Genomic DNA, 12,340 nt, shown 5'->3' with positions numbered 1-12,340 from the left:
GGCACACCTATGGATCGAGGGCCCATGGCCCAGGACAGCAGACTTACCACGTTGGACCGAATGCAGGATTTGCTCCTGGAAAGTCCCGGGTTCCCCGAGTTCCTCCTTGGCCTGGCCACGATCTCCGCCTCGCTGCTGGGGTCCGATGGCACGGTCACCTGTACCATCACCGTGGAACGCGACGGAGGAGCGGCAACGGTTGCCAGCAGCACCGAAGAGGGCCGCCGCTTGGATGAAACGCAGTACTCGTTCGGCGACGGACCATGCCTCACTGCCGCCCGGCAGCAGCGCCTGGTGTTGATTGCGGACCTGGAAAACGACGAACGCTGGAGCGACTACCTGGAGGCAGCCCTCCAGGAGGGCGTGCGCTCCGTGCTGGCCGTCCCCATCCCCACTGACGCCTTCTCGCATGCCGGATTGAACTGCTATGCAGGCACGGTGGGCGCCTTCACCGCGGAGACGGTGGGGCTTCTCGAACAGCACGCGGCTGCCATGTCCCGCGTGCTGAGGATCGCACTGCGGCTGCACGGAACGGACATCCATCCCGAGCACCTTCGCGCCGCCCTGAAGTCGCGGGCAGTGGTGGACGCGGCCGTCTCCCTGATCATGCTCCAGCAGCATGGCGGCCGTGAAGACGCCCTGCAGATCCTCCAACTGGCGGCCAAGTCAAGCAACCGCCGAATGCACGACATTGCCACTGACATTGTCCGCGGAGCCGGACTTCCCGGAGCGGAGCAAGACGAGAGGTAGGAACGTATCCCTACGGAGCCGATGGTCCCGAAGGATCGGATTTTGCCGCCGAAGTACGGCGGGGCACAGCGGAGCGTTTCCGGAAGACAGACCTTCCGCTGGCCAAATTGTGGACGTATTACTACGGCCTGGGCGGTGGGATCGATGAGATGTCACTGGATGCCTACCTTCACGAGGCACTTGATATCCCGTCGGGTCAGGTTGCCTTGATCGCCATGGCCATGACGGAGCTGATAGAAGGCGAAACACTATGACAAACCAGGAGTCCGGTGCCGGAAACTTCAGCATCGTGCCGCAGGCGGACCCGGTTCCCGCCCCGGATGTGGAGACGCGGCTGAAGGAACTGGTCCTGGACAGCAAGGATGTGGCCGGCTTCCTTACCGATCTGGCGCTGATTGCCGCCGCCCGGCTGTCCTCCCCGGGTAACCGGATCCATTGCGGCGTCACCGTTATGCGGCGCAAGAGGCCCGAAGCTGTAGCCAGCAACGATGCGGCAGCCCGCGCCCTGGACGAGTTGCAAAACGGGTACAAGGACGGCCCCTGCCTCACCGCCCTCAGGAACAGAACCACGCTCCTGGTTCCCGACCTGGCCGCCGAGCGGCGGTGGGCACACTACACGAAGGCCGCCCAGGAGAATGGTGTCTCATCCATCCTCGCCGTGCCACTGGACCTGGCCGGTGAGGCAGAAGCCGTGATGAACCTGTATTCCGGCTGCAGCAACGGATTCACGGACGAGGACATTTCCACTGCCGAGGCGTTCGCCAGCCAGGCGGCGACTTCGCTGCGCCTGGTTCTACGCATCGCTCAACTCAGCGAAGCCCGGAACGACATGGCAGTCGCCATGCAGTCGCGCACGGTGATTGACATGGCCATCGGCGCCATCATGGCCGAAAACAGGTGCAGCCGGGACACAGCCTTCAAAATCCTCACCAAGGCCTCCAGCACCCGCAATATCAAGCTGCGGGACGTGGCAGCAACCGTGATCGCCTCCATTTCGGGCGAGAATCAGATCGACACCTACTTCGACGAATAGGCCACCGTCCGCCGCCCCCTTGCTGCCGTGATGAGAATCACTTGCAATAATTGCCGTTTCGGTTGAGACGCTTCACCTGCTCTGGGCACTATGGAAAAGCAGGGTTGGCCACCAGCGGGCTCACGCTCGCGCGACCTGGTGTGATTGGTCACATCGCCCCTGCACCGGTTGCGGATCCCAAAAGCAACCTGCACCATGGAAGTAAGGGAATGCGCTTTCCCACTTGCAGTCCGTCCTCACCGACGAGGACACAGTCCGGGCAAAGAAGATTCCGGGCTGCCCACCGCATGAAATGGAAGTTGAATAATGACGTTCGATGCCAATAACTCCTTGACCCTCAAGATCTGGGACCGGTCAGCCCTCCACCACACGCTTGACGCCGCAGTGAGTGACCTCTCGGCCCGCCACAACACCACCACCTGCCGCATCGCCGTCACCTGCAGCGGGCCCAACACGTTCACGTTGAGTGTCCGTGGCGAGGACCGCGCACTGGCCTCCGCCTAACGCACCTAAGCAAAACTGCAGCGGACGACGGCGGGAGGTAACCGCCGTCGTCCTCTTCAGTTAACTGCCCTCCCGGAAAAGTCCGTTAGCTGTGGGTGGGCTCCTCCACCAGCGCTGTGGCGATGCTGTCGGCGTCGTGCAGGGCGGCGAGGTAGCGTTCTGCGTCGAGGGCGGCGGCGCAGCCTGTGCCGGCGGCGGTAATGGCCTGCCGGTAGCGGTGGTCCACGGCGTCCCCGCACGCGAAAACGCCGGAAATGTTGGTGACAGTTGTGGGTGAATCCACCTTGATGTAGCCGTCCTCGTCCAGGTCCACCTGCCCGGTCAGCAGTTCCGTGCGCGGCACGTGCCCGATGGCGACGAAAATCCCCGTAGCGGCCTGATGCCGTGTCTCCCCCGAACGCGTGTCCCTCAGGGTCACTCCGGAGACTTTCCCGTCGCCATGGATCGCCGATACTGCGGAGTTCCAGGCGAAGGTGATCTTGGGGTTGTCCTTGGCCCGCTGCGCCATAATGCGGGAGGCCCGCAGTTCGCTCTTGCGGACCACGACGGTGACGGACTTTCCGAACCGGGTCAGGAACATCGCTTCCTCCATTGCCGAGTCACCGCCGCCCACCACGATGATGTCCTGTTCGCGGAAGAAGAACCCGTCGCAGGTGGCACACCAGGAAACCCCGTGGCCGCTGAACTTCTTTTCCTCCGGCAGGCCGAGCTCCTTGTACGCCGAGCCGGTTGCGAGGATGACGGCCGGAGCCCTGTGGGTTTCGCCGCCGCCGGTGACCACAGTCTTGACGTGACCCTTCAGCGAAACCTCGGTGACGTCGTCGAACACCACCTTGGCGCCAAACTTCTCGGCCTGCTCCTGCAGCCCGTCCATGAGCTCCGGCCCCTGGATACCGCCCGGGAAGCCGGGAAAGTTCTCCACCTCGGTGGTGTTCATCAGCGCGCCGCCCGCCGTGACGGAGCCGGCGAGCACCAGAGGCGCAAGGCCGGCACGGGCGGCGTAAATGGCGGCGGTGTAGCCGGCGGGGCCGGAACCGATGATGATCAGCTGTTCCGTTGCTGGATGGTGGTTCGCGTCAATGGTCACGGCGGGCTTCCTTTGCTTTCGGGCGTTCGGGCGTTCGGGCGTTCGGGCACAGGCTTCCGGGTCTCCGGGTGCTGACCGGTTTAGCCAGGGACTCGTGGGTCAGCGGACGGCGGGATACGGTTTTAATTGTGCGCGTTTATGTGCGCACAGCTTCTACAGAATCTACGCGGACGGCGAGGAAAAGTGTGGCATCACGTCAGAACGCCAGTGGCAAGGAAGAGTCCATGACGCAGCCGCCCGCCCAACCCCGACTGGACCAGGCGCGGCCCACTGGGCTGAACGGCGCCTCACTGAACGTGATCCCGGCAGCGCTGGTCTCGGCGTCGGGCTTTCTGCTGTTTGTCCGCGAGGACCGCCTCTCCGGCTTCCTGCTGCTGGCCGCCGCCCTTGTACTGGCCGCAATGATCAACCGCCGGTTGCTCATCGACCTGGCCCTGATTGCCGCGGGATTGACCGCCATGAGCATGGTGCCCATCACCACGGACATCAGCACCGGCCACATGGCCGTGATGGGCACAGCCATGATCCTGGCCGTTGGTATTCCGTACGCCGTTTCGCGGTTCATCACCAGGGAGCATGCCATCCGGTTCCCTGTCCGCACCGGCCAGCCGTGGACCCGCGCCGAAAAGTGGTACCTGCCCGCGGTCCTGGTGATCGGATACGCGCTGATGCCGGTTTACATGATCCGCACTGGTGTCTACAACAACTGGCCTGCCGTCAGTGACCCGGAGGGCATTGCCAGGCTTTTCCTGGGGACCAACGTGCTGGGCATCTGGGATGAGCTGTTCTTTATCTGCACCGCGTTCACGCTCCTGCGCCGGCATCTTCCGGACTGGCAGGCCAACCTGCTCCAGGCTGTGCTCTTCACGTCCTTCCTCTGGGAGCTGGGGTTCCACGCCTGGGCGCCGTTCTTCATCTTCCCGTTTGCGCTGCTGCAGGCGCGGCTGTTCACCATCACCAGGTCGCTGTCCTACATCGTGAGCGTGCACCTGCTGTTCGATTTCGTGCTGTTCCTGGTGCTGATCCACGCCCACAACCGGGAATGGATCGACATCTTCCTGTACTGACGTTTTTGCTCTGGACGTGCACTGGCCCGGCGCCCATGGTTGAAGCGTGCAGACACCCGACCCTGAACTTGAGGCCTTGCGGCAGCGTGCCGAGCGCGGTGATTCGGACGCCGTGGATGAACTGGTTGAACGCGCCGCGGAGCGTGGGGACCTGGACGAACTGAGGCGGCTGGCCGAGTCCGGCAGCAGGGACGCCATGGACCAGTTGGTGGAAACCGCCGGCGAACAGGGCGACCTTGATGAGCTTCGGCGCCTGGCGGCCGCAGGCAACCGGGACGCCGCCGACGTGCTCGCGGAGATTGAAGACGACGGCGGCTCCTGGCACGGGAGGAAGTCATGAGTGAAGTCATAGACACGCTGGTTGCCGCCCTGAATGCCCACGACCTGGAAGGGGCGGCAGCGCTTATTCACGAGGACTACCGCAGCGAGCAACCGGCCCACCCCGGCGCTGCCTTCGTTGGGCGCGCTCAAATGCACGCCAACTGGCAGGCGATGTTTGCCGGGATTCCCGATTTCCACGCCGAACTGATCCGCTCGGTTGATGACGGTGACACGACCTGGAGCGAATGGTCCTGGTCCGGAACGCGCAGTGATGGCCAGGACTTCAAGGTGCGTGGAGTAACACTCTTTGAGCTCAGGAACGGCAAGATCACGGCGGGCAGGCTCTACATGGAGGAGGTCGACCGCCTAGCCGTGAATATCGAGCAGGCGGTGGAAAACCTCTCGGGACAGCGGCCGGATACGGCGCCGAACCCACAGCAATAACTGAGGGGATGGCATAGAGCGGGCCCTGGGCGATTAAAGCCCGACGGCGGCCCGCCCCTTGGGAGCCGGCCGCCGTCGGACGCTTTTGGTACTAGAGGGTGGCAGTGTCGATCACGAAGCGGTAGCGGACGTCCGAGGCCAGGACGCGCTCGTAAGCGTCGTTGATCTTCTCAGCGGGGATGACCTCGATCTCGGCGCCGATGCCGTGCTCGGCGCAGAAGTCCAGCATCTCCTGGGTTTCGCGGATGCCGCCGATCATGGATCCGGCGAAGGACCTGCGGCCGCCGATCAGCGCGAAGGCGTTCACCGGGAGCGGCTCCGCGGGGGCGCCGACGTTCACCAGCGCGCCTTCGAGGGCCAGCAGCTGCAGGTAGGAGCTGATGTCGATCGAGGCGCTGACGGTGTTGATGATCAGGTCAAAGGTGCCGGCGAGCTCCTTGAAGGTGTTCTCGTCGCTCGTGGCGTAGTAGTGGTCCGCGCCAAGGCGCAGCCCGTCTTCCTGCTTTTTCAGCGACTGCGACAGGACCGTCACGTCAGCACCCATGGCGTGGGCGACCTTGACGGCCATGTGGCCGAGGCCGCCGAGGCCGACGACGGCAACCTTCTTGCCGGGGCCGGCGCCCCAGTGCCGCAGGGGTGAGTAGGTGGTGATGCCGGCGCACAGCAGCGGGGCGGCGACGTCCAGGTCCAGTCCCTCAGGGATGCGCACCACGAAGTCTTCGGTCACCACAACATGGCTGGAGTAACCGCCCTGGGTGATGGTGCCGTCGCGGTCAACCGCGCCGTAGGTGCCCACCATGCCCTTTAGGCAGTACTGCTCCTCGCCCTTCAGGCAGTTGGCGCACTCCTTGCAGGAGTTGACCATGCAGCCAACGCCCACCCGATCGCCGACGGCGTGCTTGGTGACGGCGGAACCCACCTGGGTGACGACGCCGGCGATCTCGTGGCCGGGGACCAGCGGGTACTGCTGCGGGCCCCAGTCGCCGCGGACCGTGTGGATGTCCGAGTGGCAAATGCCGGCGAACTTGATCTCGATCAGGACATCGTTCGGGCCCACCTCGCGGCGTTCGATGGTGGTGGCGATGAGGTCATCTGTGGCGGACGGGGATGCATAAGCTTTGACGGTAGTCATGGCTCTCCTGTTGTTCTTGGGGGTTCTCTAAAATGCTAGCGGGGTCGAAGACCGGCAAACCGGCATATCAGGCCGGCAGGGGTGGCCCTGTTGATACTGGGTCTGGCAGTCCTACCCTTAACCGCCTTCGTACTGGTCATCCGTGATGTGCTCGGCCCAGACGGTGGTGACGGCGGGGTCGTCAGAGTTCTCCAGGATGGCGATGTGCTCCATGAAGGTTCCATTGGCCGAGGCGTGCCAGTGCTCCTCCCCGGGCGGGGTGTAGAGCGTCTGCCCCGGGTGTACCTCAATGATCGTGCCGTCCCGGCTGCCAAAGCGGGCCACACCTGCGGTGACATGCAGGTACTGGCCGCGTTCATGCGAGTGCCAGGCAGTGCGGGCACCTGGCGCGAAACGCACTTTGGCAACCACTGCACGCTGCTCAGGCCCGTGCGGTGCGGCAATCAGGTCCACCCACACGTTGCCGGCGAACTGCTCCGGCGGGTTCTTGATGGTTTCACGGGCTGGTTCGATGTCCATTGGTTCCTTTCCTATGACTGTGAATGTGGGGCCGGGCCAGGACAAGGAGCCCGAACAGGGACAGCAGCGCTCCGCCGATCATGAGCAGGGCCATGGGCACGGCCGTGTTCTCGCCGCCGAGGCCGGCGATCGGCGCCACGATGCCCGCGGTGGTCCACTGAACCAGTCCCAGGACGGCGGAACTGGTGCCGGGGTGCCGGGGCACCTCCGCGGAAGCGAGGGCGCCGCCATTGGTGTTGATCAGGCCCTGCGCCACCATAAGGGCGAAGAAGCTGCCCATGGCCACGAGCAGCGGGGTGGCCCACCACAGTGCTCCGGCCAGCATGGCCACCCCGGCGGCCAGCGCGATGAGCTGCCCCGCCAGGATGACCTTCCGCGTGGGGATGCGCCCGGCCATCCTGGCTGACAGCAGCGCCGCGATGGTCATTCCGCCGGCGTTCGCGGCGAACACGATGGAGTACGTCACCGGAGACAGGCCGTTCATGTTCTGCAGGATGAACGCGGACGTTGCCACGTATGCGAACAGGGCGATAAAGGCCGACGACGCCACCACCACGTAGCCAACAAAGCTGCGGTTCGAGAGCACCTCCTTCGCCGCGCGGCCGAATTCAGCCAGCCCGCCGGAGTGGCGTTTCTCCGGCGGAAGCGATTCCGGGACGACGAACAGGGCACAGAGTGTCATCAGGATGCCCAGGGCGGCAAGCGTCCAGAAGGTCATCCGCCATCCGGTCAGCTGCAGGATCACGGCTCCGAGCAGCGGGCTGATGATGGGTGCCACGCCGCCGATGCCCATCACAATGTTCAGCACCCGGACCAGCTGGGACCCATGGGCGAGGTCCACGATGACGGCCCGGCCGACCACCATGGCCCAGCCGCCGCCAAAGCCCTGCAGGAAGCGGGCGATCATCAGGAGTGCGATGTTCGGGGCGAGGGCACAGGCCACCGATGCCACCGCCATCAGGACGGTGCCCGCCACCAGGGGGAGCCGACGTCCGCGCTGGTCACTGAACGGGCCGCCCACCAGCTGGCCGAGGCCCATACCGGCGAAGAACGTGGTGAGGGTCAGCTGCACCGCCGAGGCCGTGGTGCCGAAGTCCGCGGATACGCGCGGGAAGGCCGGGACGTACATGTCCGTGGCCAGGGGTGCCACCGCCGTCAGGAAGATGACAGTGGCCACCAGCGTCGCGGGAACGGCGCCGGCGGACGGCGCCCGCGTTGCGGTTGGCAGCATTCGTTGAGCACTCCATCTGATTGATGACGAAAAGGGGATGCTTCCATCAAAACGGCAGCCGGAAGTCCTAGCGAGGGCCCTGCTGAAACGGGTTTTGGCAGACCCTCCTTACGGATTGGCCATTCGTCGTAACGTGTCCTTATGGATAACCGAGCCGAGGTACGTCAGTTCCTCTCCACCCGCCGCGGGCGCATCACGCCGGAGCAGGCAGGGATCGAACCCTACGGCGGACGTCGTCGCGTGCCCGGCCTCCGGCGGGAAGAGGTGGCCCGGCTCGCCGGGGTCAGCGTGGACTACTACACCCGCTTGGAACGCGGGAACCTCACGGGTGTCTCGGACAGTGTCCTCGATGCGATCGCACGCGCCCTGGAACTGGACCGGGCCGAACATGACCACCTTTACGACTTGGCCAGGACGGCCAACATGACGGGCCGCAAGCGTGCGGCGAGCGCCGCGCCAACCCGTGTCCGGCCCGAACTCCAGTACCTCCTCGACACCATTACGGGAGCGCCGGCCTTCATCGGAAACAACCGGATGGACATCGTGGCCGCCAATACGCTGGGGTACGCGCTGTATTCGGACCTGTACCGCGGCCCGGCACGCCCGGCCAACCATTCACGCTTCATCTTCCTGGACCCCCGGGCCCACAACTTCTACACGGACTGGGAACGGGCAGCCAATACCAACGTGGCCATCCTCCGCCGTGAGGCCGGACGGAACCCGCATGACAAAGGCATTGCCGAGCTGGTGGGCGAACTGTCCATGCGCAGCGACGATTTCCGCACCCGCTGGGCTGCACACAATGTCCGCCGGCACTATGCCGGGACCAAGTTCTTCCAGCACCCTGTGGTGGGGCTGCTCGAACTGAACTACCAGGTCCTGGGACTTGAAGAGGACCCCGGGCATTCACTTACGGTCTACCCCGCGACTCCGGGCAGCCCCTCCGAGGAAAGCCTCAAGCTCCTCGCTTCCTGGGCGGCAACCGAGAAGATCGCCGAACTGGCCCAGGCCAGCGCGGGCTAGCTCCAACCAACCCGGTGTTCCGGGTTTCCAGTCACATTAACCACCGTTGCGGATCATGGCGCAGCGTTGCCCGGTTTGTCCTTCTGATGGCGCTGTAAGTAGCGCCGTTTCCTTCCGTTTCGCGTCTTTTGCAAGGTGCTGGCCAAGGCCCTGGCTGCCGTGCTTAGGTGTTTCCACGGCCTCGGCCATGCAGCATCAAACAGAACAAGCAGAACGAACAGGAGGACCCGATGCCGGAAACCACCATCCGCTGCCAAGGCAGCCCCTTCGGTTCCGCCTGTTGCCCCACGCACCGAATGTGCCGCATGCGCAGTGCCGAACGGTGGCGGCTCCCCCGCTCCTGACTGCCGGCACCTGACAGCGCGCAGCACCTCCGTTTTTCCCCATCCCGCTCCGGGCTCTCTTCGAGGGCCAGCTCGGCCGTGCCTTCCTTCCGACTTCGCATGCCACTTTTCCCACGCCAATACTCCGAAAGGCCAACCATGACCTTCGCCGCCTCCTCTTCACCCCCGTCCGCTTCATCCGGGGCTTCCAGCTTCACCCGCCGCCGTGCCCTCGGCGCCTTCCTGGCACTGCCAGCGCTCGGGCTCCTGACCGCCTGCGCCGGTACCGCCACGGCCGGCAACTCCACCAGCCAGGTGTCACTGGCGCCGCTGGCCACCACCGTTCCCGCCGGAACCACCATCAAAGTGGGCGACCCCACCGTCAAAGTAGCCCTGGAACTCTCGGGCCTGAACAAGGAGCTCGAGGGCTTCACCGTGGAGTTCGCCAACATCTCCGGCGGGCCCCAGACAACAGAGGCTTTCCGGGCCAATGCCCTTGATGTCGGTTCCGTGGCGGACATCCCGCCCATCCACGCCACCTGGACCGGCCTCGATGTCCGCATCATCGCCAGCGCCTACCGCCAGGACGCCGTGAACCACCCGATCTACGAGCTGGGCATCGCCCCGGGAGCCGGCATCACCTCCCTGGCGGAGCTGCGCGGCAAGAAGATCGCCTACAGCCCCGGCCAGGCCCAGGGTGCTCTGGTGCTGCGGATCCTTCAAAAGGCAGGCCTCACGCAGGATGACGTCAAACTCATCGAGCTGCCAAGCACCGGTGACACCTACTCCACGGCACTGGCCAGCAAGCAGGTGGATGCTGCGCCACTGGGCGGGGTACAGATCAAGCGCTACCTGGCCAAGTACAAGGCCGACGGCGGCACTACCCTCCGGCATGGCCTGCGAGATGATCCGGGGCACCTTTACTCCCCCGCCAAAGTGCTGGCGGACCCGGCCAAGGCCGCCGCACTGGCTGCCTACGTCAAGGTGTGGGGCAAGGCCCAGCGCTGGATTGAGGACCACCCCGAGGAATGGCTCGAGGGCTATTACGTCAAGGACCAGGGCCTGTCCCGCGAAGACGGCCAGTACCTGATCGACGCGGCCGGCAAGCGGGATGTTCCCACCTCCTGGGCTGAGGGCATCGAGCGGCACCAGCAGACCATCGACCTGCTGTCGAAGGAACAGAAGAAGCCGCACCTAAAAGCGGCGGACCTGTACGACACCCGGTATGAAGCCATTGCCGGCACCGCCTTCGCTGAAGCAGCAAAGGGCGGTGCAGCATGAGCGCCGCCCCCGTGCTGGACCGTCCCGCCGTCGAACCCCACCTGGATCCGACGCTCGCCACACGCGAGGACATCCGCCCCGCCGGCAGGCGGCTGGGACCGGGACGTCGCAGGCGGCTGGCCTGGCTGCTGGGCCCCGGCGCCCTGCTGGCACTCTGGACCATCTCCTCCGCCACCGGCCTGCTGGACCCAAGGATCCTCTCCGAACCCTGGACCGTGGTGGCCACCGCCGGTGAGCTCCTCGCCGACGGCCGGCTCCAGGAAAACCTCGCCATCTCGGCCCAGCGGGCAGGGCTGGGGCTCTTCTTCGGCATCGTGGTCGGCGCCCTGCTCGCCCTGCTGTCAGGACTGAGCCGCGTGGGCGAGGCGCTCATCGACGGGCCGGTGCAGATCAAGCGGGCCATCCCCGGCCTCGCCCTGATCCCGCTCCTCATCCTGTGGTTCGGCATCGACGAGACCATGAAGGTCCTCACCATCACCCTGGGCGTTTTTGTCCCCATCTACCTGCAGACCCATGCCGGACTGCGCGGCATCGACCTGCGCTACGTGGAGCTCGCCCAAACCGTAGGCCTCAGCCGTGCGGCCTTCATCCGCAAGGTGGTCCTCCCCGGCGCCCTGCCCGGGTTCTTCCTGGGCCTGCGGTTCGCCGTCACCGGTGCCTGGGTGTCCCTGGTGGTGGTGGAGCAGATCAACGCCACCAGCGGCATCGGCTACATGATGGAGCTCGCCCGCACCTATGGCCAAACCAACATCATCGTCCTCGGACTGGCCGTCTACGGCATTCTCGGCCTGGTCTCCGACGGCGCCGTCCGCCTCATCGAACGAAAGGCCCTCTCGTGGCAACGCACCCTGGCGGGCTGACCGCCGCCGCACGTCCCGCCGTCGTCAACCCTGCCGGCAAGCCCGCTTCCGGCGACGTCACCGCAGTTTCCGTCCGGGACCTGATCCGCAGCTTCGGGCCCAAAGGCGTCCTGAACGGCGTGGACCTGGACATCGCACCGGGCGAATTCGTGGCCCTCCTGGGCCCCAGCGGCTGCGGTAAAAGCACCCTGCTGCGGGCACTGGCCGGGCTGGACCACGATGTGCGCGGCAGCGGCGTCATCAGCGTCCCGGAGCGGGTCTCCGTGGTGTTCCAGGACTCCCGGCTGCTGCCGTGGGACTCCGTGCTGGGCAACGTCACCCTGGGCCTTCGGGAGCACGACGCCGAGGCCCGGGCACGCAAGGCCCTCGCCGAAGTGGGGCTCGCCGGCCGCGAGAAGTCCTGGCCCCACGAGCTGTCCGGCGGTGAACAGCAGCGCGTGGCACTGGCCCGGTCGCTGGTCCGTGAACCCCAGCTGCTGCTGGCCGACGAGCCCTTCGGCGCCCTCGATGCCCTCACCCGGATCAAAATGCACGGACTGCTCCGTGACCTGGTGGCCGCCCACCGGCCCGCCGTCCTGCTGGTCACGCACGACGTGGACGGGGCCATCGCCCTCGCCGACCGCATCGTGGTGCTGGACAGGGGCCGCGTGGCCACCATCCGCACGGTTTCGTCGGAGGTCGGTACTGCTGCCGACGCGGCCGGACACGAAGCCCTGCGCCGCGAACTGCTCACCGACCTCGGCGTCGTCGCCCCCTCCCACTGAA

At 65.6% G+C, this 12,340-nt stretch carries 14 protein-coding genes; 10 read left to right on the top strand and 4 right to left on the bottom strand.

Annotated elements, in window-relative coordinates; genetic code table 11:
* Positions 1-60 precede the first annotated feature (60 nt).
* The 3 genes from QRN11_RS11710 (at position 61) to QRN11_RS11700 (ending at position 2,287) form a co-directional block, all read left to right on the top strand.
* A complete protein-coding gene (locus QRN11_RS11710) occupies positions 61-750 on the top strand; it encodes a GAF and ANTAR domain-containing protein (protein WP_350223983.1) in 690 nt (229 codons plus the stop codon).
* Positions 751-1,000: 250 nt separating this feature from the next.
* A complete protein-coding gene (locus QRN11_RS11705) occupies positions 1,001-1,783 on the top strand; it encodes a GAF and ANTAR domain-containing protein (RefSeq protein ID WP_091421517.1) in 783 nt (260 codons plus the stop codon).
* Between the two features lie 306 nt (positions 1,784-2,089).
* Positions 2,090-2,287, top strand: coding sequence for a hypothetical protein (locus tag QRN11_RS11700; protein ID WP_285251095.1), 198 nt, complete (start codon positions 2,090-2,092; stop codon positions 2,285-2,287).
* 85 nt (positions 2,288-2,372) lie between these two features.
* Here QRN11_RS11700 and trxB read toward each other — a convergent pair whose 3' ends face one another.
* Entirely contained in the window at positions 2,373-3,374 is a 1,002-nt protein-coding gene (gene trxB, locus QRN11_RS11695; RefSeq protein WP_285251094.1) for a thioredoxin-disulfide reductase, read from the bottom strand.
* A gap of 224 nt (positions 3,375-3,598) precedes the next feature.
* On the opposite strand from trxB, the gene QRN11_RS11690 reads away from it, so the two are divergent.
* From QRN11_RS11690 to QRN11_RS11680, 3 genes are read left to right on the top strand one after another with little or no spacing between them, the layout of a single operon-like run.
* Entirely contained in the window at positions 3,599-4,441 is an 843-nt protein-coding gene (locus tag QRN11_RS11690; protein WP_285251093.1) for a CPBP family intramembrane glutamic endopeptidase, read from the top strand.
* Between the two features lie 46 nt (positions 4,442-4,487).
* Positions 4,488-4,781 (top strand): hypothetical protein, encoded by a 294-nt coding sequence (locus QRN11_RS11685; protein ID WP_091421525.1) that lies wholly within the window; start codon positions 4,488-4,490, stop codon positions 4,779-4,781.
* Positions 4,778-5,206: a nuclear transport factor 2 family protein gene (locus tag QRN11_RS11680; protein WP_142056659.1), complete on the top strand. Its 429-nt coding sequence runs from the start codon at positions 4,778-4,780 to the stop codon at positions 5,204-5,206. Before QRN11_RS11685 ends, QRN11_RS11680 begins: the two co-directional genes overlap by 4 nt.
* A gap of 91 nt (positions 5,207-5,297) precedes the next feature.
* Here the strand turns inward: QRN11_RS11680 and QRN11_RS11675 are convergent, their stop codons facing one another.
* The 3 genes from QRN11_RS11675 to QRN11_RS11665 form a co-directional block, all read right to left on the bottom strand.
* A complete protein-coding gene (locus QRN11_RS11675; RefSeq protein WP_285251092.1) occupies positions 5,298-6,338 on the bottom strand; it encodes an NAD(P)-dependent alcohol dehydrogenase in 1,041 nt (346 codons plus the stop codon).
* Positions 6,339-6,455: 117 nt separating this feature from the next.
* Complete coding sequence (locus QRN11_RS11670; protein ID WP_285251091.1) at positions 6,456-6,857, bottom strand: (R)-mandelonitrile lyase; 402 nt, start codon at positions 6,855-6,857, stop codon at positions 6,456-6,458.
* Entirely contained in the window at positions 6,835-8,088 is a 1,254-nt protein-coding gene (locus QRN11_RS11665; protein WP_285251090.1) for a multidrug effflux MFS transporter, read from the bottom strand. Before QRN11_RS11665 ends, QRN11_RS11670 begins: the two co-directional genes overlap by 23 nt.
* A 141-nt stretch (positions 8,089-8,229) precedes the next feature.
* Between QRN11_RS11665 and QRN11_RS11660 the strand changes: the two genes are divergently transcribed.
* The 4 genes from QRN11_RS11660 (at position 8,230) to QRN11_RS11645 (ending at position 12,339) form a co-directional block, all read left to right on the top strand.
* A complete protein-coding gene (locus QRN11_RS11660; RefSeq protein WP_285251089.1) occupies positions 8,230-9,111 on the top strand; it encodes a helix-turn-helix transcriptional regulator in 882 nt (293 codons plus the stop codon).
* 482 nt (positions 9,112-9,593) lie between these two features.
* Positions 9,594-10,715 carry an ABC transporter substrate-binding protein gene (locus QRN11_RS11655; RefSeq protein ID WP_285251088.1) on the top strand — a complete coding sequence of 374 codons (1,122 nt, stop codon included), beginning with the start codon at positions 9,594-9,596 and terminating at the stop codon, positions 10,713-10,715.
* Positions 10,712-11,575 carry an ABC transporter permease gene (locus tag QRN11_RS11650; RefSeq protein WP_091421542.1) on the top strand — a complete coding sequence of 288 codons (864 nt, stop codon included), beginning with the start codon at positions 10,712-10,714 and terminating at the stop codon, positions 11,573-11,575. The genes QRN11_RS11655 and QRN11_RS11650 overlap by 4 nt, the downstream gene beginning before the upstream one ends.
* The gene (locus QRN11_RS11645) at positions 11,551-12,339 is read left to right on the top strand and encodes an ABC transporter ATP-binding protein (RefSeq protein ID WP_285251087.1); all 789 of its coding nucleotides are present in this window, start codon (positions 11,551-11,553) and stop codon (positions 12,337-12,339) included. The genes QRN11_RS11650 and QRN11_RS11645 overlap by 25 nt, the downstream gene beginning before the upstream one ends.
* Position 12,340: the final 1 nt, after the last annotated feature.

The organism is Pseudarthrobacter sp. fls2-241-R2A-168 (genome assembly GCF_030209335.1).
Lineage (GTDB): Bacteria > Actinomycetota > Actinomycetes > Actinomycetales > Micrococcaceae > Arthrobacter.
The sequence above is the reverse complement of the archived record's forward strand: the minus strand, read 5'-3'. Positions and strand labels throughout refer to the sequence as shown.

Coding starts and splice junctions, on each gene's coding strand:
- QRN11_RS11650 (WP_091421542.1), top strand. CDS start 10,712: ATGAGCGCCGCCCCCGTGCTGGACCGTCCCGCCGTCGAACCCCACCTG.
- QRN11_RS11710 (WP_350223983.1), top strand. CDS start 61: ATGCAGGATTTGCTCCTGGAAAGTCCCGGGTTCCCCGAGTTCCTCCTT.
- QRN11_RS11655 (WP_285251088.1), top strand. CDS start 9,594: ATGACCTTCGCCGCCTCCTCTTCACCCCCGTCCGCTTCATCCGGGGCT.
- QRN11_RS11660 (WP_285251089.1), top strand. CDS start 8,230: ATGGATAACCGAGCCGAGGTACGTCAGTTCCTCTCCACCCGCCGCGGG.
- QRN11_RS11675 (WP_285251092.1), bottom strand. CDS start 6,338: ATGACTACCGTCAAAGCTTATGCATCCCCGTCCGCCACAGATGACCTC.
- QRN11_RS11665 (WP_285251090.1), bottom strand. CDS start 8,088: ATGCTGCCAACCGCAACGCGGGCGCCGTCCGCCGGCGCCGTTCCCGCG.
- QRN11_RS11680 (WP_142056659.1), top strand. CDS start 4,778: ATGAGTGAAGTCATAGACACGCTGGTTGCCGCCCTGAATGCCCACGAC.
- QRN11_RS11700 (WP_285251095.1), top strand. CDS start 2,090: ATGACGTTCGATGCCAATAACTCCTTGACCCTCAAGATCTGGGACCGG.
- QRN11_RS11705 (WP_091421517.1), top strand. CDS start 1,001: ATGACAAACCAGGAGTCCGGTGCCGGAAACTTCAGCATCGTGCCGCAG.
- QRN11_RS11670 (WP_285251091.1), bottom strand. CDS start 6,857: ATGGACATCGAACCAGCCCGTGAAACCATCAAGAACCCGCCGGAGCAG.
- QRN11_RS11690 (WP_285251093.1), top strand. CDS start 3,599: ATGACGCAGCCGCCCGCCCAACCCCGACTGGACCAGGCGCGGCCCACT.